This is a genomic window from Pedobacter panaciterrae (assembly GCF_013204795.1).
Lineage (GTDB): Bacteria > Bacteroidota > Bacteroidia > Sphingobacteriales > Sphingobacteriaceae > Pedobacter > Pedobacter panaciterrae.
In genome coordinates, this window is sequence record NZ_JABMKW010000016.1 from 741,022 (window position 1) to 767,018 (window position 25,997).

The window sequence follows — 25,997 nt, forward strand, 5'->3', positions numbered from 1 at the left end:
ATTAACAAGCTCAATCCATCACCCTATATAAAATGCCGATAAAAGAATTACCCTTTAAAAAAGAAATTGCCTATGCAGCAGGAATGATGGGCTGGAGCATCATGACCAACATTATTATAGTTATGCTGCCCTATTTTTATCTTCCTCCAAACAATTCAGGACTCACTCCGCTGGTTCCCCAATTATTGGTATTCGGTGCCTTTAATATTTTATCACTCATTGCTGCATCCGGCAGATTGTTTGATGCCATATATGACCCGTTCATTGCCTCCGTCAGCGACGCCAGCGACAACCCAAAAGGCAGGCGCATTCCTATTATGAAATATGCAATAGTGCCGGCAGTGGTATGTTGCTCGCTGGTTTTCTATCCTATGGTTAAGGGCGAAAGCATTACCAATGCCTGGTGGCTTACCATAGTACTTGCTGGTTTTTTTATTTCGGTTACCACCTATATTATTCCTTATAATGCACTGCTTGCCGAATTAACACACAGTGCTGATCAGAAAGTCAAACTATCTACCTTTCAGCAGGTGGGCTTTGTTTTAGGGATGATAATTGGAGCCATGTGCAATAATTATGCTGATCTGATACAGGATGTTTTTAAAATCACAGACAGATCCGAAGCCCTGCAATACACCATCTTTTGCCTCAGCATATTCTCTGGGCTGGTTATGATCTTACCGGTTATGTTTATAGATGAAAAAGAATATACCGATGCCAAACCAACGCATATCGAACTCATACCTGCACTTAAAAACACATTCAGAAACACCAATTTTAAGTATTACCTGATCTCTGATTTCACTTACTACATTGCCCTTAGTATCATTTCAAGTGGCCTGCTTTTCTTCGTTACCGTATTATTAGGTCTGCCGGATTCTGATGGCGGTAAATTTATGGGTACCATGGTAATTCTATCACTCTGCTTTTATCCCTTTATTAATTATGGAGCCAAAAGGTTTGGCAAAAAGCCCCTGGTACTAGTTGCATTTGCGATACTCAGCTTAATATTTGTCACCATTTATTTCTTAGGGCACCTGCCCTTTTCTCCTGCCGTCCAAATGTATATACTGGTAATATTTGCGTCTTTCCCTTTGGCGTCTTTAGGCATTTTACCTAATGCTATTTTAGCTGATATTGCTCAAAATGACACAAAAGAAACAGGAGAAAACCACGAAGGGATGTTTTTTGCCGTTAAATATCTCTTTGTAAAATTAGGCCAAACTATGGGAATAGCCATATTCGCTATGTTAACCGTATATGGTAAAGACCCTGGAAATGATTATGGGCTGCGTTTAAACGGGGTTGTTGGTTTTGTGCTTTGCGTCCTGGCCCTCCTGTTTTTTAGTCGTTTCAAAGAAAACAAAGCTTCTGATGTATAGCCACATAGCTATAAAACCGGGATATGAATAAAAGCCGGAAGTTTATATGTACCTTTGCAGCGAGGTGATATTCTTTTGCCTCTATTATACATTAAAATACAAATACATTGTTATTCGAAGAATTAAACCTGATTGAGCCAATTTTAAAAGCGCTGCAAACAGAAGGTTATACACAACCTACCCCAATACAAGAACAATCCATACCATCCATACTTCAAAACAGAGATCTGTTAGGGTGTGCACAAACCGGTACAGGTAAAACTGCCGCGTTTGCTATCCCAATGTTACAGTTGCTTAGTAAACCTCACACCAATACGAAAATACATAAAGCGATAAAAGCATTGGTATTAACACCAACACGTGAGCTTGCCATACAAATTGAAGAGAGCTTTAAAGCTTATGGAAAAAACCTGCCTTTAAAACAACTGGTAATATTTGGTGGTGTTGGACAAAAAGCACAAACAGATGCGCTACACAGAGGTGTCGACATTCTTGTTGCTACTCCAGGAAGATTACTAGACCTGATGAATCAGGGCTTTATCAACCTGCGTGATATCGAGATCTTTGTTCTTGATGAAGCCGACAGAATGCTTGACATGGGTTTCATCCATGATGTAAAGAAGGTTATTGCTAAATTACCTGTTAAAAGACAGACTCTGTTTTTCTCGGCTACCATGCCAAAGGAAATCCAGACTTTAGCCAATACGATCCTTACAAATCCAATTAAGGTTGAGGTTACCCCTATTTCATCTACAGCAGAAAAGATTCAACAAGAGATCTTTTATGTAGAAAAAAACGACAAGAAAGATTTATTGCACCATATTTTAAAAGACAAAACCATTCAAACTGCATTGGTATTTTCTCGTACAAAACATGGTGCCGATCGCATCGTAAAAGACCTGATCAAAGTTGGTGTTAAAGCCGAAGCCATCCATGGTAATAAATCACAAAATGCCAGACAACGTGCATTAACAAATTTCAAAGCTAAAACCACACGTATATTGGTTGCTACTGATATTGCCGCACGGGGTATTGATGTTGATGAATTAACTCATGTAATCAACTACGAGCTGCCAAATATACCTGAGACTTATGTACACAGAATTGGCCGTACTGGTCGTGCAGGCTTAAGTGGTACTGCGCTATCATTTTGTGATTCGGAAGAGAAAGAATTTTTAGACGATATCGAGAAATTGATCGGCTTAAAAATACCTGTTACCGAAGATCACCCTTTTGCGATGAGCTGGCAAAGCCTGATGTCAGGTGCTGCTGCTGCAAAATCAAAAGGCAAAGCTAAGCCATCAAGAGGACAACGCCCCGAAAGAACAGAACGTCAGCCTAACTTAAGCGGTGCAAAAAGAACCCCAAGCAGTGGAAGCAGACGCTGGAGCGGCAACAACAAAAAGAAGTCAAATTAAATGATCTGTTTTCGGATTGCATTAATTTGCGCTGAAGAAGCGCAAAAGAACGCTAGGCCCTCTTCCAGACATTGAATTTGTAGGAAAAAAATAAAAAAGGGCAGGATCTTCTTTCGATGAAGATCCTGCCCTTTTTTATGAGGTTTATCTTTTACATTGTTAATAACTATATCTAGTATTACTAACTCTAAAGGCTATTCTGATATCATTAATCACTACCATTTAGTGTAACCGTTCACAAGTGTTTGTAAAAGTCCACTGCCTTTCGTGCTTTTACTACTCTTAATTTGACTTTCTCAACTTAATAATCCTCATCCAGTGCATCACTTTCATGAGTGGATAAGTTGGATCAAACTCAAACCATTTTGAGGCAAAATTAGGGCTATTAGGTTTTTTGTGGTGGTTGTTCTGGAACAGCTCACCCAACATCAGAAAATCAAGAGGCAAAGAGTTTTTGCTGTGATCATCATTATCATGATTGGAATAACCGTATTTATGTCCACACCAATTTACAATCGCACCATGAAGAGGTCCCATTAAAAAGTGTATTGGCAACAATAAAAACATCCACCATGCGGTAGCAAAAGTTACATAAAACCAAATGTAAAAGCTAATGAACACAAGACGTGTTATCCAGGAATCTCCTATCTTATCAATAAGTGGCCATGCAGGATAGTTATCACGAAACTGCTCTTCAGGCTCATGGTTATATTTTGAATAATTCAGATAAATGTTTTTTGTCTGAATCATCATGCCCCAAACATCTTTTACAAAATGTGGAGAGTGCGGGTCTTTTTCTGTATCACTAAAAGCATGGTGCATACGATGTAAAATCGCATACGCTCTTGGATTTAAGAAAGACGACCCTTGAGACAAAAAGGTAATTGCGTAAAAAAACTTCTCCCAAAAACCATTCATTTTAAACATCTTATGCGATGCATAACGGTGTAAAAAGAAGGTTTGAGAAAAAAGAGACAAAAACCAATGTGCCAGAAAAAATAATAAAATTATCATATAAGATATTAACGAGTATTATAGGTGTTTAGATACAATGATGTCATTAAATGACAGGAAGATGCATTATCTTCCGAAGTCGTCCTGAACCCTTACAATATCGCTCTCATCAGATGGATTAGCTGGGTCTGTGTGTTGCCAGATTTCTGAAACAATACCCCAGTCTTCTAAACCTATTAAACGGTGTCTTTCACCTTGCTTTAATTTTATGCTTTGTCCGGGAGTTAATTGTTTTACTTCCCCCTGCTCATCGGTATCACTTGTGATCACACCAACAGTACCGTTAACTACTCTCCATATTTCAGCACGACGGTGGTGATATTGCCACGACAAACGTGTATTTGGAGCAACGATTAATATTTTAGGACTTAGTTTACCTGAAATTTTAAGATCATCAACATTTAAACCTTCAAAATAAACGTTTGCAAATTGCTGCGCCTGTTCTTCATCAATTACAAAAAAACCTCCCCACGGACGGGTCTCATCACGGTTAACTACATTAAATCCTTCAATCTTTAAGCGCTGTGCTACGCCTTCGAATATTTCTTTTTTCTGATCTGACATTTTATAAGTGGTATATTTTAAATCCCAAACTTACTTAAAACTGCTTAAGCTTTCATTAACAGAGACAAAAAAAATCAAAAAAACCAATAAAATAGTTAATCTGTGAGCTTATCAATATCACCCAGATCAGTATTTAAGTCTATTATAAGATCGTATAACAGCGAAATATTTTTATCATCAGGATTTATCTTACCTCTTAACAAATCCGAATACTTATCCAGAAACTCATCATACATATCCTCTGGTATTTCAACTTCATCAAGTTTAATTTGGCAAGTGGTATGATACAGCAGTTGCGAAATAGAAAAATAAACTGCGTTTAAATTGTAGAGCAGGTCTTTGTAACTTTTACTTTCCCAATCAATAATATAAGTATAGTAATTATCGGAAGCCAGCAGATTATACTCTTCATTTTCCATTACCTCCATTTCGTCAAGATTATTTATCAGAAAATAGGTTTTAGAACATTTTATTACCTTATCAATAGACCCAAGCAAAACGCGTACAACATCATCATCAACAGCCTCCAGCAGTTCAAAATCATCAGGTGAAATAGAATCGGGCTCAATCAGGCCTTTTAAATCCGATAGGTCCTTTTCATAAGCAATCATAAAGCCATTCTTGCAAAGCTCATTTATAATAAAACTCAATACATGTGGTACAAGTCCTTTAATGCTATCTTCCAAAATGCTAACTTTTAGATGCTATTCGTTGAAGTTAATTACTTCTCGGCATATTACAAAATAAAAGATTATGTCCTATTTCAATTTTGTCAATCGTCTATACATAAAACAACTTTTAATTTAATTAACAGAACATCATGAAAATTGTCAAAGTAACTTATACTGTAAAGGCAGAATTTGCCAAAAAGAATCAGGAAAACGTAAACGAATTTATAACCGATTTAAGAAACATTAAAGATTCAGGCATTCGCTATTCATCATATCTTGCCGAAGATGGCAAAACATTTACGCATATTTCGATACATAAAAACGAAGCTGCCCAACAAAACCTGTTTAACCTGGAATCTTTTAAATCATTTCAAAAGGAAAGAGATCAAAGATTGGAAATTGAGCCGCACATCGAATTTTTGGAACTTGTGTCGTCATCTTTTGATATATTTAACTAGTCACATCGCCTTATCAACCGGTCGCAATCCACCCTGTATATTGCCGTATCTGCACCTGTTATCAAAAGCTAAATGGATGTAACTTTAAGTTATAAAATCAAAACCCATGAAAACAGAAACCTTAAACAAAGTAACAGAAACAACAAACGAATTATTAAATGTCGTTTCCTCGCTGTCAGAAGAGCAAATAAATAAAATCCCTTTTGAAGGTAGCTGGACTGCAGGGCAGGTTACAGATCACATCTCACAATCCTTTGATGGGGTAATAAAAATAGTTAATGATAAAGCAGTACCAACCGAGAGGGCACCGGATAAAAAGGTAGAGCTCATTAAAGGTATATTTTTAGACTTTACGACTAAAATGAATTCACCAGAGTTTGTGCTGCCCGCTCAGCCACCTCATAAAAAGGAGATATTGGTCGATAATCTAAAGTCCTTAACAAAACAGATGACTGATGCAATTAATAAACAGAACTTATCTTTTATCTATACAGATTTTGAGATTCCGGGATTTGGAAAATTCACAAGATTAGAGTGGATCAACTTTCTTATCTATCACATGCAAAGGCATACACATCAAATCAAAAACATACAGCAGCTGGTATAAAAAAGAAGAGGGCGGGTATCCTAAAGCAAAATGACATAAATAAAAAAGATGATCAACTTTGATCATCTTTTTTATTTATGTCTGTACTTGTATTATTATTACGCCAATTGCGAATTAATTCGTTTTACAATGTAATCAATATCAAATGGCTTACTGATGTAATCATTAGCCCCTGCATCTAAACTTTTTTGTTTATTCTGATCATTTGCAGACATCACTATAATTGGAATGTGTTTAGTAAAGGGATCACTTTTCAAATCACCACAAATGTCGGTACCATCGCCATCAGGTATCATTACATCTAAAATGAAAAGATCTGGCACACTGTCTTTTAATTTACTTTTAAGCTCAGTAAATGTAGAAGAAAGCTGTAATTCATACCCCTCATCTTTAAGGAGAACGCCAATTATGTACCTTATATCTTCATCATCTTCAAGTATGTGTATTCTTTTTATCATAACGGATCTTATATTAATATGGTTTTCCGCTAATGCTAGCAACAATATTGCCATATATGACAAAACTGCATATAAATGTTACTTATTAGTAAAAAATAACTTACGGTTTGGCCTTTATCCAGGTAGCGATATCTGTTATCAGTACATCAGAAACACTTACAGGAGTTCTGTACTGCTCCATTGAGCCTTTTTCCTTTTGAGGACTCAAAAGGTGATTAAGTTCAGGATACAATTTTACCATAGCGCCTTTTTTCTTACCTATAGCAGTGTTCCATAAATTGTAATCAGTAGTTGAAACCTGAAAATCGTTTCCACCCTGTCCAACAAAAATACGCTGTTTTGCTAATTTCTTTGCCGCAGCAACCTGGTCGTTTACATTTATATCAACCCAGTAAGAAGCTGGCAAACCCAACAAAACAGAATCAGCCTTCATAGTTCCAAGCTTAGTTATTCTGGTTACCTCCAACTCCTTAATTACCGTATCAAGTGTTTTCTTGCCTGCTGCCGAGGTATCTTTTGAAAGGCCAAACATATATCTGTTTTGTTCAACCAAAAGATCTGTAAACTTCCTTGCGGGCGCAGCAAGCATTATAATCCCATTTAAATCGGGCGCCAAAGTAGCTATTCTTGGTGCAATCATACCTCCAAGGCTATGTCCAAGCAAATAGATCTGTTTCTTGTTTACTGCAGGTAAAGTCTTGGCAAGTGCAATTGCGGCAAGCGCATCGTCCATCACTTCCTCTTTAACGGTAAAAGCCTTTCCAAACTCACCGGCATAAATCATTGTTCTTTTTACATAACGAATAGAAGCTATTCCTTTTGATGCCAAACCAAGCGCAATATCCTTTAAAGGTTTATTAGGGCCAACAGTTTCATCCATATCGGCTGGCCCGGATCCATGAACCAGAACCACAACCGGGTAACTGGAAAGCTTTTTCGGCACAGTTAACATGCCAACCAAAGTATGTCCGGGTGTTTTAACATTTATTTCAGTTTCCTTATATAAGGTCGTATCTGCATAGGCCGGGAGTACGTAAGTAGCTGCTGTAGACTTTGGTTGAAGAAAAAAACCAACTATCTTTTCAGCTTTATTGAAGGCCAAAAGAAAATTTTGATCATCATTAGTAAATTTCCCTTCCATCGTAACCACAAAAAACTCTCCCTGGGTTTTACTGCTGATCACATCTAATGTTTCAATTTTACCAAGTTTCTCTGAAATTTGCGTCCACAGTTTTTTTAGATCCTCTTCAGGAACTTTCGCCTGAAAAGTACTATCAAGATATCCGTATGCGTCTGTATACTTTTGGTCTTCCAAAAGCTTAAAGAAATCCTGTGAACGACCTAATAAATTTAACACACCCTGTGAGAACGCAGTTGTTGTAACAAACAACGCAAAGATTAATAGAATTACTTTCTTCATTTAAATAATAATAATTGATTTTCAGGTCTTTCGTTTGGAGACTTCAAACCAAAGCTAGCATTATTTAGTAAAAAATACTTTTAATGTAACTTTTTGCTCCTAAAATCTGTTTATTGACAGGAATATTATATTTTCCCCATTTGAGAAAACAAAGTATATGAAGATACTATTGATTGAAGATGAACCCGGTCTAATTTCTGTAATGGTTAGAGGATTAACGGAAGCCAATATGGAGGTAAGTGTTGCGGCCGACGGAACTACAGGATTAGAAATGGCAGTAAAGCACCAATTTGATCTGATTATTCTCGACATCATGCTCCCCGGCGTTAATGGGATACAAATTTGCAGGGAAGTGCGTAAAGTCAATAAAAACGTGAGCATCCTGATGCTAACAGCATTGGGCAGTACCGAAAATATAGTAACCGGATTAGACAGCGGAGCTGATGATTACGTTGTTAAACCATTCAAATTTGCTGAGCTGGAGGCCCGTATAAGATCGCTGGTAAGAAGGAGAAGTACACCAGGCGAGGCTGGAAACAGCATCCATATTGCCGACCTTGAATTGGATTTTAATTCCAAAACCGCCAAAAGAAACGATAAACCTATAAGTCTCACTGCAACGGAATATCGCTTGCTCGAATATTTTGTAAAGAATGCAAATAAAATACTTTCGCGGATACAGATTCTCGAAAATGTGTGGGATATCGACTTTAATATGGGCACCAACGTGGTGGATGTTTATGTAAACTACCTCAGAAAGAAGATAGATAACGGCACCGGGCAAAAGCTTATCCATACCGTTTTTGGAATGGGTTATATATTGAAAGAAGAAGCTTAATGAGGTTAAATTCTAGTCCCTGTTTGCGGTGCCAAAGAAAATTTATACCCAAATTTCTAATCAAATTCTAATAAGTATAAAAAACCCATCAAACAGCCCACAAAAACACCCTATAAAACAACAACTTACACATATAATTAAATATGATTTTCTAATCAAATTCTAATTTACCTCTTATCCCCTTTTAATCATTGGGGCCTAGTATTGCAGTATAACATTAACCATTAATTATTTAGTTATGCAAACAATACTTATCCCCACCGATTTTAACCCTGCATCGGTAAACTGCATCCCAACGTTATGCAAACAATTACCTGAACAGGAATTGAACTTTATTTTTATCCATATGTTCAAACTTTCCGACAGAATGGGTGATCTTTTAATGCTTTCCCGAAGGAACAGGGAATACAAATATGTAAGTCAGGAATTTTATGATCAGTGCGAACTCATGAAACAGACTTACTCCTTAATTAAAGCAATTAAAATAGAGTTTTTTTATGGAAGTACAGTAGGCATGTTTCGCGATTACCTTGAAAACGCCGGAGTTAATCAAATTCTTGACCCCTCTTTTTGCTCCACCGGTAAACTGAACAGTAACAGCATTGACCCTGCTTTGTTAGTTCAGCGCTCGGGCACTCCTGTAATCCATATTAATACCAACACGCCTGTTGCCGAGCTTCCAAAAAGAAAGATCATACTGGAAGCCGAAACATTGGAAACATTGTTAGCCTAAACTTAACGGCTATTACTTCACCTAAAAATTAATCCTATGCTATTAAAAGAAAATATTCCTATTAGCTATATAGCCGGTAAGATTCGTAAAGAGATCATTCTTGTAAGTGCCTACGCTATTTTAATAGCAATTGTATATAATAACTTTCATTTCACAAGGATTTCCATTCCTATTGCCGTTCCCACTATACTGGGAACGGTAATCTCTCTGTTGCTTGCCTTTAAATCTAACCAGGCTTACGACCGCTGGTGGGAAGCAAGAACCATTTGGGGGGCAATTGTAAATGATACCAGAAGTTTAACCCGGCAGCTGCTCACTTTTGTAGATACTCCTTACAGCTCGGCCGACGGAAAAGCATTTTGCGAAAAAATGGCAAAAAGGCAAGTAGCATGGTGCTATGCACTTGGCAGACATTTAAGGCGTCAGGATATTATGCCAGGACTCGAAAAATTACTTTCCGAGGAAGATTACAATCATATTAAAAGTTGTAATAATATCCCATTGGCATTGCTGGAACTGCAGGGGTTTGATCTCCGAAATGCACACAAACTGGAATGGATCAATACCTACCAACAGGTGGAAATAGATAAAACATTAACGCGTTTTTCCAACCATATGGGAGGCTGTGAGAGAATTAAAAACACCATTTTTCCGGCAACTTACAGTGTATATATTCATTTCGCTTTAGTCCTTTTTATCATGTTGCTGCCATTTGGCCTGATAGAATTCTTTGGCATTGTAGAAGTACCATTGGTGATTGCGATATCCTGCTCTTTTTTTCTGATAGAAAAAATGGCCATTCATCTTCAGGATCCTTTCGAGAACAAACCTACGGATACGCCAACTACTACAATTTCCAATAACATTGAACGTGATGTGAAACAAATGCTTAAAGAAAACTACAGGCAAGAGGAAAAGCACAATACTGATTTGCTGATAAAATCACAATTGTTTTATATTCTATAAAATCATAGGAACCCATTTCGTTTTTCTCTAGTGAAGAAAGGAAAACAGCATGCACTCAATCTTTGTTGATCATCGCTGTTTTCCTTTGCATTTCCAATTCCAACCGAGGTTAGTAGCAGGCATCAATCAAATTTTGCAGATACGTTGTATTTATGCTGCATAAATTTTGCTATTTTATTGTCTCACCAAAAGAATAGCAAAAGAGAAGCAAAACAATAGCAAAAGGATAGCAAAAGAAAATTGTATCATAAACTTATTTTTTATTACAAAAAGCTGGAGTTATTGTATAATAATAGACCTTACTTTAACATCATTTGAGGCAAACATATCCTGATATTTTTTCTTATTTTCGTTTTCTTACAACGTCTTTCTTCGAAAAGGTAGGTACATGGAATATAATCATCAGGGAATTACAAAAAACTGGAAGCTCCTGGTCGAGGGTGAGAAGCAGGGTCTTTACACCTGCTTCAATTTATTCTATGACGACCTCTATCGTTTTGGGATGTCGCTGTACCGAAATCCGGAATTGGTTAAAGAGAGCATCCAAAACTTGTTTATAGAGCTTTGGCAAATAAGGGATAAACTAAGCCATGTACAAAACATTCAGCAATATGTTTTTACCGTCTATAAAAGGATTATGTATAAAACCTATCAAAAGGAAATCCGCAAGGATCCTGGTAAAGTTGTACACCTGGAGGACCTTAATGAACAATATGTTTCAGTTCATTCTTACGAAGCAATACTGATTGCGAGCCAGGAAGATGAGCAGCTAAAAAAACGCTTGGAGCATGCGCTGAATAAGCTTACGCCAAGGCAAAAAGAAATTGTACAGCTACGTTATTTTGACTGTTTATCGTTCAAAGAAATTTCACACAAAACGGAGCTTACAGAAAGAACGGTTTACAATACCCTTCATAATGCAGTCAACGTTTTGCGTGATTCTCTTCTTTCCATTCTTATTCTTATGATCCTGGGCGATCTCTAAATTTTTAACCTGATATTTCTTTTTTCCAGCAAACCTGTAACTGATACAATTAGCAAGGCATAAATCAATGATTTAAATAAGCCTGGCACCCCTGTGCGCATGACCTCCGGTAACTGCGAAAGTCCGAGTAGTCCAATTAATGCATAATGGATATAGGGTATCAAATAACAGGTAAGTGTGCTGGTACCGGCCGGTTTAATGTAGTTATACCAGCTCGCCACTTTTCGGATATCACTGATGTACACCATTACTAAAAACCCAAGAATTCCTATACCCGAGCAGATGGCCGTCCACGATGGTGTTGCCCTGATCTTAGAGATTCCCCAAACAGGGCGTGTAAGCAAGCCAAATCCAATAAGTACAACAGCAAACAGAACCATCAATATCCAGAATTTCTTATTTGCTGAACTAAGGTTTCGATACGCAATGGAAGTAATGATGCCTGCCATACTAAATGCAGGCATTGACCCATCCCCTGCGATCCAAACGTACTTTTTTATGCTTTCTATTGGCCCCAGCCAGTCGAGAAATGAGGCACTGCTAAAAAGCATAAAAAAAACAAGGGCAAGCACCTGAATCACGGGTTTTCCGGCCGAGAAAAGATAAACACAGGAAGCAATGAAGTAAGCCCAGCCAATTAACCCAAGTATACCCCACCAATGAATACCCATAGCTGTTATTCCATTGCGGGTTTCTGTTTTATAGAGGGCGGCCAATATAGCCAATAGTAAAACTCCCCCAGCCCTTAACAGTTTTACGGTTAATGACTCAGGGTTTTTATAGGCCATCCATATCAGAAAAAAGGCGGCTACCAATAAAATCATCCAGACATCCTTAGGCAAAATTGCATTATCTGCATAGCTTTCTGAATTGACAAGGAACAAGCCCATTACCAACAGTGCTATCGTTCTTGCTACAATATGAAAAAATACTGTGGTGTTTGTATCGCCCTTTTTGCTTCTGCTCTCTATTGCATAGGGCACAGATAAGCCTACGATAAATAAAAAAGCGGGAAATACAACATCGGCAAGCCCCATACCATCGGCATCGGCCGAAACATGTTCAAGCCAACCCGGAATGTCAATTAAGGTCCACAGATCGTTTACAAAAATCATCAATATCATCACTATTGCCCTGAAGGCATCGATAGAAATCAGTCTGGATAATGTTACCCCTGGCTTAGCTGTCATTTGAGTATCTTGCTTAATGTATTCATTAAGGAATTTTCGCCCACTGCATCATAGTCGCCTGCCCAAAGATACGCTCCTTTAAAGCCTTTTTCTTTTATGTAATTGGCTTTTTGAGTTACCAGCGGAATTCCATTGAAATATACACCTTTAGCTTCAACAGCTGTAAATTCTTTTTGAGCAGCCGTTGGGTCTTTTACTAATATGTCTTTAAACTGCATATAATCATAAGATCCCCAGCTCAGGTTATTACCGTCTCCATCTAATTCAAGATACCTTACACCAAAAGCTGGTATTCCTAGCACAATTTTGTTAGCAGGGAAACCTTTATTTCGCCAGATGGTTGCGCCATCATTCATAAAACTAAGTGATGACTGCTGTCCTAAAGGAGCTCCCGGGCCTACGTGTGCACCATCCTCAAATGCGTGAACATTTATCCAATCGGCTTTAGAAAGATCAGTATATTCCCAATGCATATAGTTTGTGGTTACCGTGGCGGTAACAATGCTTCCAACTGGTAATGCCGCCTTTAACTCTGATACGAAAGGGCCAACGGATTGAGCACTTTTAGCAGAGATATCGTAAACGTCGTTACTTAGGTCTGTCATCATGACATCTATTCCGTCCAGCTTTCTGTTTACAACATATTGAGTAAGGGCTTGTACCAGATGAGCTCTTTTTGCTGCATCGCTGATCACCAAACCAAAATCTGTACTGTTGTATAACGACCATCCATCTACTCCCGACAGTCGGCCAGTAACACCCAGCAGCACCGGAACGCCATTCATATGGCCCCGGGCAACAAGTTCATCTATGTTTTGATTCTGGTTTCCCTTCGAAAAATCAACCTCTCCATCGGGAAGCACCCTTGCCCCGCTAAAAGCCACATGGGAAACATTGGCCCAGGTAACATTGGCCGAAACCCCGTTTTCAGAAAGATAAGGCATATTTACAAATGGGCTAACTTTTGGTGTATAAGTGGATGGGCTAACCAGAACCTTAGATAGGCGCGTGGCGGTCTGTCCATTAAATGTGGCTTCCAGTTTAATTTCAAATTCACCTCCTGCCGTGGGGGTAAATGTAAAGGCAGTATCTGTTGAAACCTCTTTACCATCTACCTTCCAGCTTAATTTTGTTTTAGCTCCGGGAGCCGGGGAAAATAGCAGGCGGTTATAGACGGCCGATTGCCCTTCCTGTATAATTCTGGATGGCGACTGAAATACCAATCCCTGGTCGAAGATCCGGGGATGAAAATCTCCGCCAACCTCATTATTGTCTTTTTTACACCCGAGCATAAATATCAGCAGGGGAAATATAAGGTATACTATTTTTTTCATCTGAATATCTTTATTATTTTAAATAATTTCTCTTATTGGATTAAGGTATTTATGGCCGACAAAAGTGATTTATCTCCTATTGCATCTCCCAGCAATTGCCAGATCATGATGCCTCCTGCTTTTTTATTCAAAGCAAAGCCGACCTTTTTCTTTATGGTTGGTAATCCGTTATAATAGATCGTTCCCTTATTGGGCACGACAACAAAATCAACAAGCTCTGAGCCTGGAAATCCTGTTACAATATCGCCATAAGAATAGCTCTCCTGAATTGAGGGGCCAAAACCATATCCATAAAATGGCAAGCCAAGTGTAAGCTTATTTGCAGGCACGCTTCTGGAAGTGTTCCAATAAGCAAAGTCTGTTTCTGCCGCTTCATAGGTTGAATGGGGGCCCGGTTTTTCTTTATTCCACGGACCCGTCTGGTCATAAGACATGATGTTAACCAGATCGAACAAAGCCAGTGCCTTATCTGATATTGCATTTCCGTTCCAGGTTGCTACTGCCGCTGTTAGTAGTTTTTTATGCGGCTTTAAGGCGCTCGACAATTCAACAATCAACCCTTCATAGTTCAAATCAATAAAGTCTCCTTCCAGGTCAACATCTACCCCGTCAAAATTATAGGTATTGGTTAGCTTAACCAGTTCCTTAATCAATTCAGCACGTTTAGCTGGTTTGATCAGTTCCTTTAAATGTTGCGGGGCATTCCCTCCTCCAAAGGAGAACAAAACCTTTACCTTATTGTCATGGGCCCTTTTTATGGCTGCGGTTAAACCTGCAGATGGACTAAACAATCCATTGGCATCCGGATTTAAAAAAGCAATGTTCAAATGTGTGATCTTGCTGAAATCCAGCTTTGCTGATTCCGCATCCAGGTCGCCGCTTCCAAATATATATCCAACAACATAAAACCCTTTATCTTTTTTGTCTGGCATACTCTGATCTGTTGCTTTTGATTTGGCACAGGACACTAATGCAAACAAGCAAATGATTTGTATAAAAATTCTTGACTTTCTCATCGTATGAAAATTAGGTTTAACATTATGGTTTATCCCACCAAACCCTGTTGGTCCAGGTATTACCACCAGGGCCAATTGCAGCCACCGCAGCAGCAGCATTCACTGCATTTTGCTCCAGTTCAAAAATTGGATATTCAAATCTTCTTGGCGTGGTTTGAACGGATGAGTCGTAATTAGTAGATGAAGCTAAGGCAGGAAAGCCTGTTCTTCTCCAGTTTGCGTAAGCTTCCGGTCCGTTTAAAAGCAATGCAATCCACAGCTGTTTGTTGATCATCTCAATTTCCCTTCCCGGAATCAGGTTGTTCCCTTTTATGAAATTGCTGATGTCTGTTGAGCTGATAGAAGGCCCGCCCGGGAAAAGGCTTAACTGCGAAATTGCAGCTTCAATACCTTTTGCATAATGTTCTGCAGCTGTGCCACCAAAGGTTGTGCCCCACCTTACTGTTGCTTCGGCAAGCAGCAATTCAACTTCGGCATAAGTCTGGTGAAGAAAAGGGGCATTGTTACGAATGAGGAAATTAGCCAGCTGCGCTTTTTGATCGTTGTTAACGGCTTCAGTTGGCCCAACACCTGGTATGTCAATGGTGATTGGATTCATCCAGCCATCCCAAATGTACTCATTAGGAGGTACCCCGTTATAACCAATCTGCGCTTTAACCTGATCTGTGATGTCAGTGCGTTCAAAAGGTCTGTTCACAATGTCAATATAATACCTTACCATATGTGAAAGACGAGGGTCGTTAGTGCTTCTCAGTTGTTCTATGAAAGGGTCCTGAACACGAGGAATAACCTCAGACTGACAAAAAGCTGCAGACACGCCATTTCCTCTAATATCTATATAGCTGTTTTGTACATCCTGATGAACTATTTTACACATCTCTGCATTGCTGGTAAAAACACCCGCCGCAAATGCAGCCTGAGCTTCCGTTTTTGCTTTATCAGGATTAATCTTTACCAGACGCATGGCATACCTTAGTCTAAGCGAATTGGCGAATTTTTTCCAGGAAGCAATTCCACCATTATAGAAAAGATCGCCTTTCACGGCATCCTTAGAAGCATCAAGTTGGGCCGAGGCCTCGGCAAGTTCTTTAAAAAAATCGTTGTAGATTTCTTCCTGTTTATCAAACTTGGGTTGTACTATTCCATCTGTAAATGCTTTGCCCGCTTCAAAATATGGGATATCTCCATACACATCTGTTATTCTGGCAAATTCATACACCTTCATAATACGGCAGATGGCATTCAGATTCGTTTTTAAAGGATCATTTTTAGTCCGGTTCACCGCATCTACAATATTTACCACATCATTGTTGTACGTGTTATTCCATAAAGAGGAAAGGTAGTTTCGGTCGTATACATAGAACTGGCCATTTCTATTCAGCCAGATTCCTCCAATTTGCTGTACAAGAGGCATTGTAAATACAAGACCCAGCTTTTCATTTACTTCCAGATCTCCTGAGAAGCGTAGTTGAACGTTTGTGAGCTGTAAAGAAGGATCAAGATTGCTTGATCTGGTAGGATCAATATTTACATCCCCAAATTTTTTACAGGCACTGAGCATCAATACCATTATGGCAAGTACGAATGCGTATTTTTTTAAATTCGTTTTCATGTTTATCTCCCTTGATGAATCTCTTAAAACTTAAAGTTTAAATTAAAGCCCCAGCTGCGTCTGGTTGGCAAAGAGCCATACTCCAGACCCTGTCCGTTTCCATTATTGTAATTAGAATCAGGATCTACATTTGGTACATCGCTGAAAAGAATAAATGGATTTCGGCTTACCAGCGCTACCTGTATATTTCTAACTCCCCATTTAGCAGAGATTCTTTCAGGAATGGTATAGCCCAAGGTGATCTCACGCATTTTAACATAAGTTCCAGAGTAGATATAAGGTCTGGCTACACCACCGCTTGATACGATCTGTGGCCAGTAAACTGAAGGATCAACGGCTTTTGTGTTTTTAACAAAGTTCCCATTCTCGTCTTTAACTACACCTTCAGGAACTAAGCCCCTCACCTTTCCTATTGCCTTCCATTGGTCAAGTGTGTAACCCTGGGCCTGTCTTTCTTCTTCCGATGCAATCCATTCTTCACGTCCGGCAAGTGTAGTGTTTAAACTACCACGACTGGCGGCAAAAAGATTAGTCATTGAAAACAGGTCTGACCCGAACTTCACATCGATAAGTGCACTTAAACTAAAGTTTTTGAAATAAACCGTATTGCTAACACCACCTGTCCAATCGTAAATTCCTTTACCAACTACTTGTCTTTCGTCGCTTTGCAGAGGCAAAAGTGTAGTAGGGTCAAGTATCACATTTCCATTGGGATCTTTCTGATAGTCGAACGACAAGATAGAGCCATAGTTTTCACCTGGTTTTGCTATTACCGCAACCCCCATCCATCTCGCCTCCGATAGGGTTAAAAAAGGAACACCATCGGCCAGAGATTCAACTCTATTGACATTCCGGGCGAAATTAAAGCTCACATCCCATTTAAAATCTTTCTTGGCAACCGGACTTGCAGTAAGCAGTACCTCGATCCCTTTATTTGAAACCACTCCTGCATTGATCATCCTTGTAGAAAAACCTGAGGAGAAAGGACTTGGAACATTATTGATCTGATCTCTTGATCTTTGGTTGTAATAAGTAACATCAAGTCCAATTCTGTTTTCAAAGAACTTTAGTTCCGTACCTATTTCCCAGGAGCGTGTACGGGTTGGCAACAGATTGGCATTTGGCATTCTGGCCGTATTCAATCCTCCATAAGACATTCCGTTAAAAGACAATGGATTTACCGAATAATACAGGTCCAGTAAATAAGGATCGGTATCACTAGCCACCTCAGAAATTGCCGCTCTTAATTTACCCATCGTTAAGACTTTCTTACTTAATTTAAAGGCATCAGAGAAGACAAAACTTGAAGACAGTGATGGATAAACATAGTCTTTATTCAATGTAGAATAAGCATCATTTCTAACTGTTGCATCCAGGTACAGATAACCTTTATAGCCTACACTAAGCAGTGCATAAACAGAGTTTAAGTTCTTTTTATACGGCACAGGGATAATACTTTTATCGGTAAAACTTGTAGGGGTAATTGCATCAGGAACAGTAAGATTTGTGAACTGCATAAAGTCTGCATTGTTGTGTACCCTCGAAATACTACCCCCTAAACGGGCGGCCAGATAAAGAGAAGGTGTAACCTGTTTTTGCCCGGTAATTAATACATCGGCCTCTGTAGTTACGTGCTTTCTGTTGATCTGATCCAGCGCTCCGGTTACTACACCCGGTGTAGTTCTTGGACTGAATTTTTCAAAATTGATATAGGTAAGGTCTGTTGATCCGCGACCTTGAATACTTAACCAATCGGTGATTTCATAGTTTAATTGCAGGGCACCTAACAGACGATTCTTTTTGGTTGTGTTCTTCATTTCGTTAATTACCCAATATGGATTTAAACGATACTGACCACCACCCCATTCGATATAAGAACCATCTGGGTTTTTATAAGTTTCTGCAAACCATGCCTGATCTACATTATTTGCAAGCCCTATAAAAGCATTTCCAATATTCCCCGGATCATCAGCCAAAGCAGGACGATTATTTACATTTTCGTCCATGTAAAAAGCCCTGGCTTCGAGAGAGAGCTTAGAACCAAATTTTGATGTACCATTAAAAGTAAATGAATTTCTTCTAATGCCACTTTCAGGAATGATGTCGTTATTTCTAAGATCAGTAGCAGAAAATCTGACAGATGATTTTTCATTGGCGTTACTGAAGGAAACATTATTGGTAAATGTAGTACCGGTTCTGAAAAAGCCACCAATATTGTCGCCAATCTTTTGGTAAGGCCTATACACATCGTCGTACGATACCACCATTAAATCAGGATCCAGTCTGGCACCAAAGTTATTAAACATTGATGTTCTTGCCTGTAAAGAGGAGGTATTGATGGTCTGATTACGGCCTTGACCATATAAGTACTGGTACCCATCGAAGGAAGTAAGCTGATTCTCAAATGATGCAGTGCTGTTTACTTCTATACCAAGGTCAGAAGTGCCTTTACCCCGTTTCGTTGTGATCAAAATAACTCCATTGGCGGCTCTTGCACCGTACAAAGCCGATGCAGAGGGACCTTTTAATACGCTGATTTTATCAATGTCGTCCGGATTTATTGCAGATATTGCATCTCCGAAATCATATCCCTGAGCATACATCTCAGATCCTGTACCTCCGTAATTCGAGTTATCTATTGGAACCCCATCTACCACATACAAAGGCTGGTTATTGCCCGTAACTGTGGTATTACCACGAATGATCACTCTGGAAGATCCGGCAGGCCCACCTGCTGTACTGTTAATGATAAGACCTGCTACCTTTCCAGCTAAAGAGTTAATTACGTTTGTTTCTCTTGCTTTTTTTAATCCCTCGCCATTTACCTCAGAAACCGCATACCCCAAAGATCTTTCTTCTCTTTTGATACCCAGTGCGGTAACAACTGTTTCTTTCAGTTCAAGCGATTCCTCTTTCAGCACCACAGTTATATTTTTCTGTGATTCACTGGCAACAATGCCGGTTTGCTGAAAGCCCATCATCCGGAACCTGATGATGTCGCCTTTATTGGCTGCAATAGAAAACTTCCCGTTCTCATTAGTTGAAACTGTTTTGTTAGCCGTGGCATTAATCACAGAAACTCCGGGAATCGGGATGTTTTTTTCATCGGTAACCGTTCCGGTTATGGTAAATTCAATTTTTACAACCACCGGCTTGTAAGATTGGATCATTATCGTTTGTCCGTTGATCTGATATTTGATACTCACCTTTTTTGAAATGGCATCCAGAACGTCGTTAATTTTCTGTTTTTCGATATTCAGATCAAACCTTGCGTTTACATTTAAATCGAGTGGGTTGTAAGAAAAGTGCACTTGTCCCTGACTTTCTATTTGTTTAAAAGCATCCAGGATGGTGGTGTTTTTCCATTTAAATGAGTACAATTTATCTTTGGACTGTGCATATGCGGACGTTGACAGGATTAGAACAACGCATAAGCTTATTTTAAATAAAAGCCCATAAAAGAAATAATAGGTTGGTAAGTTTTTTTTCATATTGTTTGGTTTGGTTAGGTTGTTGCGGTTTAGAATGCCAGTGTTACAGTATCATTTTTTATAGTGTAAGTAAAGTGGTTAGCGAATCCGATGGCATTAAGCACATCAGTAAGATTTTCATTTTTAAATTGACCGGTAAAAGCGATTGGCTTTTTAGGTTGTTTTTCTGTTCTGATTTCAACTCCATAGATCTCCTTTAAAACCGATTTAATATCTTTTAAAGAAGCCATTGAGAATACGAGTTTTCTTTCTGCCCAGTTCTCTACTTTTTCCAGCTCAAAGTTTGATTTTGTAAATTTATTTTGAGTCTCCACAATCTCAACCTGCTCTCCGGGAATCAGTTCAACTTTGTTTATTATTTTTTGATGATTAACAGTTCCAACACTAACCTTACCAGTGGTGAGCATTACAGAGGTAGAAGTATGCATTTTGTAATTGTTGATTTTAAAAGAGGTGCCCAGGGCTGTGGTGGCTGTTTTGCCTGAAACTACAATGAAAGGTTTGTCTTTATTTTTAGCAACGCTAAAATGAGCCTCTCCATCCATCCATAAAACCCGGTTATTTTCGTTGTAATTGTCGTCTATCTTTAGTGTTGTTAAACTATTCATCAACACAGTACTTCCATCTGATAGCCTTATGGATTTACGTTCGTTATATCCTGTTTTTATAGTGGCTTTGGTGCTAAGTTCATTGTAGACAGGAATGGTTGTGGCATAATCCTTCCTGTTCAACAGTGCATAGGCGCCTATAGCAATTAAAATTGCTGCTGCCGATGAGAACCAAAGCGTCCGGCTTTTTAAACGAATCGTTTTCGCAGGGATCTGTTCAGACTCTAATGTCTGTAAGTGTTCAATAGAAGATTTAAGTTTGGATAATTCCTGCTCCTTTTCCTGAGGATCAATTTTTACAGAAAGTAAAAAGAAAAGCGATTCGGCCTGGTGTATTTTTGTCGAAAGTTCCGGGTACCGGATAAGGATGTTTTCCCAGAATGCAATATCCTGATGGTTATCGCGCAAACAATATTTAACAAAACTTTCGTCGGTTAGAAAGTCTTCAATAGTATATAAAGAATAATCCATTTTTATCGCCTATAATTGATTTATAAGCACAAGTGCAGGACTATTCCATTTTTTACCAAAAGAATTTTAAAAACTAATGCAAACAACTGATGATGAGTGCATTAATTTCAATAAGGATAATTCTATTGAATTATCCTTACTCCTTTAGGGGCATTTATATCCGTTTTAATTTTACCGTTAGCCAGTTTAGTATGTTTAATTTTTAAAACACCATAAGGTGTAGGGTATGTACCTTCTACAAACTTTAAATCACCTAAATGCGGTTCTATTTTAATTGCTTTACAACCCGCCTCCACTACTTTAACACCTAAAATATGTTCAGTTAACCATGCTGTTGGCCCCGAGGCCCATCCATGGCATAAGCTATGTCTGAAACCTACATAACAGTATGCTCCATAATCGCCATGTACGTCTTTTTTACCTTCTGGCACTAACTCATCTATGCGGGAAGCATTCGCTATCCAGTCCATATTAAAATCTTCCCAGAAAGTGGTGGCTCCTAAGTCGAGCATTGCACCCCAGTACTGACGGATTACATCAATAGCACCTTGATGGTCCCCTGCTTTAGCTTTTGCCTCGAGCATATAGTAGCCATAAAAAGTAGAGAAATTTGCTGCACCACCAACTGAAAGTACATCTTTATTGGCTTTCTCCGCAGGCATTAAACCAGTAATGGCAAGCAAAGCTGCCGCTTGTTTTGAACCATTAGGATCAGGTATATATTTGCGCATCCTGGCCACCGTTTTGTTGCATAAATCAGCGGTTTCTTTATCGCCTACAAGGTTACTTATTTTGGATGCCGTAGCCAATGACCAAACCGTCATGGCCTGCAAGCCTGCATGAATTCCCTTAGGATTTTCGCTTGATGGCCAGTCCAGAAAACGCGTCCCATCCAGTTTTTCCTGATTATCATCCCCAACTTTTGCTACTATTTGCTTTACCAATCCATTTAAATACTGCTTCTGTTGTTTCAGGTAATTTAAATCTCCGTTCTGCATATACCAATCGTAATGAAGAATAATCCACCACATAGAATAAGTACTTATCCCATTCATCCAACCTGGTAAAGGAGTAGTTTCCTTTGATAAATCTAAACTCTTAGGAACCACCTCATTGTATCCAAAAACAGAATTAACGGTAGATATTTCAGGATGAAGATCACCAACCCATACCAGCCTATCACGTTTAATTCCATCCCAAAGATATTCCTGCATGTTCAAGTGCACTGTATAGGCACCCGTTTCCCAAATTTTGTTCAGGCGCTCATCATTGCTTTTAAATGAACCGATATAAGGAATATCACGATAGGTAAAAATTGCACGTACTTCTTTCAATTGCAGTTCTGCATTTTCCTCTTCAAGGTCTATGCGCACAAAGCGAAATCCGCTTTCCGCCAATTGGATTCGGCCCAACCAGGGAGCCAATGTGGTAAAATCCCTGATAGCATGATCATTGGTTGCACCCTTTGGACCACCAACGTCAGACATGGCTTCGCTTGCCGATTCACCATAACGCACACGTATTTTAAGAGGAACATTTTTTGGGCCCCACATGCCGGTTACAATCTCCAATCCACCCTGCAGTTCTTTACCAAAATCCAGTAATATAGATGCTTTTTTACCTGAGCCATCATTTTTCAAGATCGCCATGTTACGATTGGCCAGATCGGCCTGACTAATTCCCGGTTTCAACAATTGCTCAATGTTGTTAACCTGGCCTTCTTTCCATAAAATCTTTACCGGAGAAATATATTGTCTGGTTAAAGGACTAATATTATCAGCTTTAGCAGAACTACTTAGTTTCTTGCCTGGCTGTGCATGTGTACTAGCGGCTATTAAACAAATGGCAAAAAGAGGATATAAGAATTTTTGTAACATGTTTTTAATTTATAATGATCTGTTTAGATTTTCTCTGTTTTAATAATATGGTTACCTGATGTAAGCTCAAAAGATCTGAAACCATCCTTTAAACCTAAGTCCTTAATGTGGTTTGACTTATCAGTTACATTTTTTGTCTCATTTTCCTGTAGCTGAAGTATAGCCGTACAATTAGGAGGTACGTTTATGTTCATGGTGAGCTGATTACCTGTACGTTTCCATGCCGTTTTGATTAAACCTGCAGGCGATTCTATATTGGCTTTGGCCCATTCCATTTGCGTGGCTGTTAACAGTGGGGGGCGAACGATAAAGCGTTGAAATCCGGGTGCCTGCGGATCGCGTTTTATACCAGCAACTCCGTCAATATACCAGGCACCCGGATACAGGTATGAGCTATGTAATAGAGAATGTCCAGGCAGGTCTTTTTCCCACATTTCCCAAATGGTTGTTGCACCATTGGCTTTCATGTAGCCCCAGCTCGGATAATCAGTCTGCGAGGTCATGGCATAAATAAGGTCATCGCGTCCGGCGTCTCTTAATACTTTAAAGAGCATTGCTCCGCCTGTTATCCCTACATTGATGTGCCCTTTATGAACCACCAGAATCTCATTTTCAAGCCGCTTCATGATTAATGGTTTCAAGTCTTGAGGCATTACCTCACCCAATAAGGCCGCAGCAAGATTAGACATTGATTTATCAGAATAACTATGATCATCTGCATTGTAAAATTTAGCGTGAATTGCTGCGCTTGATACATCTGCTTGTTTTTCCCACTGTTGTGCTTCTTTATCTTTATGAAGTACGCGAGCAATTTTAGCAGCCGTACGCAGGTTAAATATTCTATAGCAATTGTTTAAGAAAACGGTTTGGGGTTTATTGTTATTCATCCCTTCGGCTGTGGCTCCAGGCCATAACCAATCACCCAAAAAATCCCATGATCCGCCAAAGCGAACCAACATATCATCTTTAGTATTCAGATCCAAAAATGAAAGCCAGCCTTTTATCATTTCAAAATTCTTATCAAGCACCCTTTTGTCGCCTTCATGCTGATAAATAAACCAGGGCAAAGAGACTACTATACCGCCCCATGCAGGGCCACCGCCCCCCATGTAAGTAGGTGCAGTGTGTGGCAGAACACCATTATTCATGATGCGACCACTCATTATGCTTTTGCGGGCAAAGTTTTCGTCGTACATGTTTCCTACCAGAGATTCAGTTCCTTGTACATCTCTCCAGTCTTCCATCCATTTGGTATAGAAAGCAGCCATGTGATAATTGAACATTCCTGTTTCGCAAGTTGCATGTGCATCGCCTCCATAGCCCAGTCTTTCACGCTGAGGGCAGTCTACAATATACCCTCCTATTGAGAGATTTTGAAAGGTCCATTTTATCGTATTATATGTCCAGTTTTGCAAAGGGTCTGAACATTCAAAAGTGGTAGCTTCTTTGTAATTTGTACGTACCATCCACCCACGGATATCATTAAGTGAGGGCTTACTTTTTAAACCTTTAATAGTAACCCAGCGACCTGAGCTATAGTTAAAGCGATTATGGAAAGTTCCCTGTCCTGTTTTACCAATAACAAAAGCGCTGTGGTTGCTGAAAGTGATATCGGATTGTTCCCTTTCTGAGAATAAAAATTTCACAGTATCCCCTTGCTTACCTTTTACTTTAATTTCTGTCCACCCGGCAAAGTTGACACCCATATCAACCCGGTATGTCCCATCATTTCTTTCTACAATTCCAATTGGCTTTATTTCATCAAAAACACGGTTAGGTTCTATTTTTTGAGCAGAGAGGATAAGTTTAGGCTGATAGGTTATTGCCTTATCCCATGTTGTTTCATCACAGGCGGTAGTGTTCCAGTTTGCAACTTCTTTATTTGCATCCCAAATCTCTCCTCCCATTCTGTTAGAATCCCACACGCCTAATAATTTATTAGGGCTCCTGTGGGTTTTCCAGCTTTCATCTGTACTTATTACCAATTCAGGTTTTGATAGTGGTGTAGTGTTTTTATTGGTATAAATTGTGGCCTGAGCAATTACAATTGGGGTATTTGGCCGGTCTTTTACGATGTAGGGTCCAAAAATAGACCATGATGTTCCTAACCAGATGGTGATTACATTTTTACCTGCTTTAAGTTCCGGTGCAATATCGTAGGCCACGTAACGCGCCCTTTTCATATGGTCTGTTACACTTGGCGCCATAACATCGTTGCCTATTTTTTTACCGTTTACGTATACTTCATGGAAACCTACAGAGGCTACAAATATGTTTGCCTTTCCGGGTTTTGTTTTGAGTGTAAATGTTTTTCGAAGCCATGAATCGGAGATGTTACAATCTTGCTGGGCAGGATCAAAAATCTGATCTGTGCCAATCCATTTTGCTTTCCAATCTGTTGGCTTAAGTAAACCCGTAGTCCATTGAGCGGCTTTACTCCAAGGCGAGATTTTGCCTTTCTCGTCTTTAACCGAGACTTTCCAAAAATAGTTTTTATCAGATACAAACGGCTTTCCTTTGTAGGTTATCTGCTGCATCTGCGATGAACTTACCCAACCAGAATCCCATATATCACCTTTGTTGAGTTTAAGTCCGCCTTCTGTTGATGCAACTAAAATCCGGTAAGCAGTTTGCTTTTGTCCAAAAGCAGCGGTATCAGTTGCGGTAAGTGTCCAGCTTAAACGGGGTTGTAATTCATCCAGACCCTTTGGGTTGATCAGATATTCACATCTCGTATTTCCCGGAACAACGGAACTGGTTACATCGGTTATTTTGGCAGCGAAGGCCGTACCCGATAAACACAGAAATAGCAATGCAATAAATATATTTTTAGTTCGTCTCATTGGTTAACATTTGGTTTTTTAAAATACCACAATTACAGTAG

The 25,997-nt window shown here is 39.2% G+C and carries 21 protein-coding genes; 8 read left to right on the forward strand and 13 right to left on the reverse strand.

Features of this window, described 5'->3' with window-relative positions; genetic code table 11:
• Positions 1-32 precede the first annotated feature (32 nt).
• Complete coding sequence (locus tag HQN86_RS11035; protein WP_172661023.1) at positions 33-1,382, forward strand: MFS transporter; 1,350 nt, start codon at positions 33-35, stop codon at positions 1,380-1,382.
• Between the two features lie 107 nt (positions 1,383-1,489).
• The gene (locus tag HQN86_RS11040; RefSeq protein WP_172661024.1) at positions 1,490-2,800 is read left to right on the forward strand and encodes a DEAD/DEAH box helicase; all 1,311 of its coding nucleotides are present in this window, start codon (positions 1,490-1,492) and stop codon (positions 2,798-2,800) included.
• A gap of 282 nt (positions 2,801-3,082) precedes the next feature.
• Here the strand turns inward: HQN86_RS11040 and HQN86_RS11045 are convergent, their stop codons facing one another.
• The 3 genes from HQN86_RS11045 to HQN86_RS11055 form a co-directional block, all read right to left on the reverse strand.
• Entirely contained in the window at positions 3,083-3,814 is a 732-nt protein-coding gene (locus tag HQN86_RS11045; RefSeq protein ID WP_048903852.1) for an acyl-CoA desaturase, read from the reverse strand.
• 66 nt (positions 3,815-3,880) lie between these two features.
• Positions 3,881-4,378 carry a cupin domain-containing protein gene (locus HQN86_RS11050; RefSeq protein ID WP_048903851.1) on the reverse strand — a complete coding sequence of 166 codons (498 nt, stop codon included), beginning with the start codon at positions 4,376-4,378 and terminating at the stop codon, positions 3,881-3,883.
• Positions 4,379-4,473: 95 nt separating this feature from the next.
• A complete protein-coding gene (locus HQN86_RS11055; RefSeq protein ID WP_172661025.1) occupies positions 4,474-5,064 on the reverse strand; it encodes a hypothetical protein in 591 nt (196 codons plus the stop codon).
• Positions 5,065-5,198: 134 nt separating this feature from the next.
• Between HQN86_RS11055 and HQN86_RS11060 the strand changes: the two genes are divergently transcribed.
• Positions 5,199-5,507: a hypothetical protein gene (locus tag HQN86_RS11060; protein ID WP_172661026.1), complete on the forward strand. Its 309-nt coding sequence runs from the start codon at positions 5,199-5,201 to the stop codon at positions 5,505-5,507.
• A gap of 106 nt (positions 5,508-5,613) precedes the next feature.
• Entirely contained in the window at positions 5,614-6,114 is a 501-nt protein-coding gene (locus HQN86_RS11065; protein WP_172661027.1) for a DinB family protein, read from the forward strand.
• Positions 6,115-6,212: 98 nt separating this feature from the next.
• Here HQN86_RS11065 and HQN86_RS11070 read toward each other — a convergent pair whose 3' ends face one another.
• Both HQN86_RS11070 and HQN86_RS11075 read right to left on the reverse strand, forming a co-directional pair.
• Entirely contained in the window at positions 6,213-6,572 is a 360-nt protein-coding gene (locus HQN86_RS11070; protein ID WP_172661028.1) for a response regulator transcription factor, read from the reverse strand.
• Positions 6,573-6,672: 100 nt separating this feature from the next.
• Positions 6,673-7,992, reverse strand: a complete 1,320-nt coding sequence (locus tag HQN86_RS11075; RefSeq protein WP_172661029.1) for a DUF3887 domain-containing protein — start codon at positions 7,990-7,992, stop codon at positions 6,673-6,675.
• Positions 7,993-8,149: 157 nt separating this feature from the next.
• Between HQN86_RS11075 and HQN86_RS11080 the strand changes: the two genes are divergently transcribed.
• The 4 genes from HQN86_RS11080 to HQN86_RS11095 all read left to right on the forward strand — a co-directional run bounded on the left by HQN86_RS11080 (position 8,150) and on the right by HQN86_RS11095 (position 11,514).
• Entirely contained in the window at positions 8,150-8,830 is a 681-nt protein-coding gene (locus tag HQN86_RS11080; protein ID WP_172661030.1) for a response regulator transcription factor, read from the forward strand.
• 238 nt (positions 8,831-9,068) lie between these two features.
• Complete coding sequence (locus HQN86_RS11085) at positions 9,069-9,563, forward strand: hypothetical protein (RefSeq protein ID WP_172661031.1); 495 nt, start codon at positions 9,069-9,071, stop codon at positions 9,561-9,563.
• 36 nt (positions 9,564-9,599) lie between these two features.
• Complete coding sequence (locus HQN86_RS11090; RefSeq protein ID WP_172661032.1) at positions 9,600-10,529, forward strand: bestrophin family protein; 930 nt, start codon at positions 9,600-9,602, stop codon at positions 10,527-10,529.
• A gap of 388 nt (positions 10,530-10,917) precedes the next feature.
• Entirely contained in the window at positions 10,918-11,514 is a 597-nt protein-coding gene (locus HQN86_RS11095) for an RNA polymerase sigma factor (RefSeq protein WP_172661033.1), read from the forward strand.
• Here HQN86_RS11095 and HQN86_RS11100 read toward each other — a convergent pair.
• From HQN86_RS11100 to HQN86_RS11135, 8 genes are all read right to left on the reverse strand, one after another.
• A complete protein-coding gene (locus HQN86_RS11100) occupies positions 11,511-12,704 on the reverse strand; it encodes a DUF5009 domain-containing protein (RefSeq protein ID WP_172661034.1) in 1,194 nt (397 codons plus the stop codon). The two genes, HQN86_RS11095 and HQN86_RS11100, sit on opposite strands and share 4 nt — an antisense overlap.
• Complete coding sequence (locus HQN86_RS11105; protein ID WP_172661035.1) at positions 12,701-14,038, reverse strand: glycosyl hydrolase family 18 protein; 1,338 nt, start codon at positions 14,036-14,038, stop codon at positions 12,701-12,703. The genes HQN86_RS11100 and HQN86_RS11105 overlap by 4 nt, the downstream gene beginning before the upstream one ends.
• A gap of 32 nt (positions 14,039-14,070) precedes the next feature.
• Positions 14,071-15,054 (reverse strand): glycosyl hydrolase family 18 protein, encoded by a 984-nt coding sequence (locus HQN86_RS11110; protein WP_172661036.1) that lies wholly within the window; start codon positions 15,052-15,054, stop codon positions 14,071-14,073.
• Between the two features lie 22 nt (positions 15,055-15,076).
• Positions 15,077-16,666, reverse strand: a complete 1,590-nt coding sequence (locus HQN86_RS11115) for a SusD/RagB family nutrient-binding outer membrane lipoprotein (protein ID WP_172661037.1) — start codon at positions 16,664-16,666, stop codon at positions 15,077-15,079.
• 23 nt (positions 16,667-16,689) lie between these two features.
• Positions 16,690-20,157 carry a SusC/RagA family TonB-linked outer membrane protein gene (locus HQN86_RS11120; RefSeq protein ID WP_172661038.1) on the reverse strand — a complete coding sequence of 1,156 codons (3,468 nt, stop codon included), beginning with the start codon at positions 20,155-20,157 and terminating at the stop codon, positions 16,690-16,692.
• 29 nt (positions 20,158-20,186) lie between these two features.
• Entirely contained in the window at positions 20,187-21,236 is a 1,050-nt protein-coding gene (locus HQN86_RS11125; RefSeq protein ID WP_172661039.1) for a FecR family protein, read from the reverse strand.
• Between the two features lie 122 nt (positions 21,237-21,358).
• The gene (locus HQN86_RS11130) at positions 21,359-23,113 is read right to left on the reverse strand and encodes an alpha-L-rhamnosidase-related protein (RefSeq protein WP_172661040.1); all 1,755 of its coding nucleotides are present in this window, start codon (positions 23,111-23,113) and stop codon (positions 21,359-21,361) included.
• Between the two features lie 23 nt (positions 23,114-23,136).
• A complete protein-coding gene (locus tag HQN86_RS11135; protein ID WP_172661041.1) occupies positions 23,137-25,956 on the reverse strand; it encodes a family 78 glycoside hydrolase catalytic domain in 2,820 nt (939 codons plus the stop codon).
• Positions 25,957-25,997 lie beyond the last annotated feature (41 nt).

Excerpts from the sequence above, each read along its gene's own strand:
- HQN86_RS11120 (WP_172661038.1), bottom strand. The coding sequence starts at position 20,157 with ATGAAAAAAAACTTACCAACCTATTATTTCTTTTATGGGCTTTTATTT.
- HQN86_RS11050 (WP_048903851.1), bottom strand. The coding sequence starts at position 4,378 with ATGTCAGATCAGAAAAAAGAAATATTCGAAGGCGTAGCACAGCGCTTA.
- HQN86_RS11070 (WP_172661028.1), bottom strand. The coding sequence starts at position 6,572 with ATGATAAAAAGAATACACATACTTGAAGATGATGAAGATATAAGGTAC.
- HQN86_RS11045 (WP_048903852.1), bottom strand. The coding sequence starts at position 3,814 with ATGATAATTTTATTATTTTTTCTGGCACATTGGTTTTTGTCTCTTTTT.
- HQN86_RS11115 (WP_172661037.1), bottom strand. The coding sequence starts at position 16,666 with ATGAAAACGAATTTAAAAAAATACGCATTCGTACTTGCCATAATGGTA.
- HQN86_RS11080 (WP_172661030.1), top strand. The coding sequence starts at position 8,150 with ATGAAGATACTATTGATTGAAGATGAACCCGGTCTAATTTCTGTAATG.
- HQN86_RS11035 (WP_172661023.1), top strand. The coding sequence starts at position 33 with ATGCCGATAAAAGAATTACCCTTTAAAAAAGAAATTGCCTATGCAGCA.
- HQN86_RS11075 (WP_172661029.1), bottom strand. The coding sequence starts at position 7,992 with ATGAAGAAAGTAATTCTATTAATCTTTGCGTTGTTTGTTACAACAACT.
- HQN86_RS11105 (WP_172661035.1), bottom strand. The coding sequence starts at position 14,038 with ATGAAAAAAATAGTATACCTTATATTTCCCCTGCTGATATTTATGCTC.
- HQN86_RS11125 (WP_172661039.1), bottom strand. The coding sequence starts at position 21,236 with ATGGATTATTCTTTATATACTATTGAAGACTTTCTAACCGACGAAAGT.
- HQN86_RS11100 (WP_172661034.1), bottom strand. The coding sequence starts at position 12,704 with ATGACAGCTAAGCCAGGGGTAACATTATCCAGACTGATTTCTATCGAT.
- HQN86_RS11060 (WP_172661026.1), top strand. The coding sequence starts at position 5,199 with ATGAAAATTGTCAAAGTAACTTATACTGTAAAGGCAGAATTTGCCAAA.
- HQN86_RS11095 (WP_172661033.1), top strand. The coding sequence starts at position 10,918 with ATGGAATATAATCATCAGGGAATTACAAAAAACTGGAAGCTCCTGGTC.
- HQN86_RS11090 (WP_172661032.1), top strand. The coding sequence starts at position 9,600 with ATGCTATTAAAAGAAAATATTCCTATTAGCTATATAGCCGGTAAGATT.
- HQN86_RS11065 (WP_172661027.1), top strand. The coding sequence starts at position 5,614 with ATGAAAACAGAAACCTTAAACAAAGTAACAGAAACAACAAACGAATTA.
- HQN86_RS11110 (WP_172661036.1), bottom strand. The coding sequence starts at position 15,054 with ATGAGAAAGTCAAGAATTTTTATACAAATCATTTGCTTGTTTGCATTA.
- HQN86_RS11130 (WP_172661040.1), bottom strand. The coding sequence starts at position 23,113 with ATGTTACAAAAATTCTTATATCCTCTTTTTGCCATTTGTTTAATAGCC.
- HQN86_RS11135 (WP_172661041.1), bottom strand. The coding sequence starts at position 25,956 with ATGAGACGAACTAAAAATATATTTATTGCATTGCTATTTCTGTGTTTA.
- HQN86_RS11085 (WP_172661031.1), top strand. The coding sequence starts at position 9,069 with ATGCAAACAATACTTATCCCCACCGATTTTAACCCTGCATCGGTAAAC.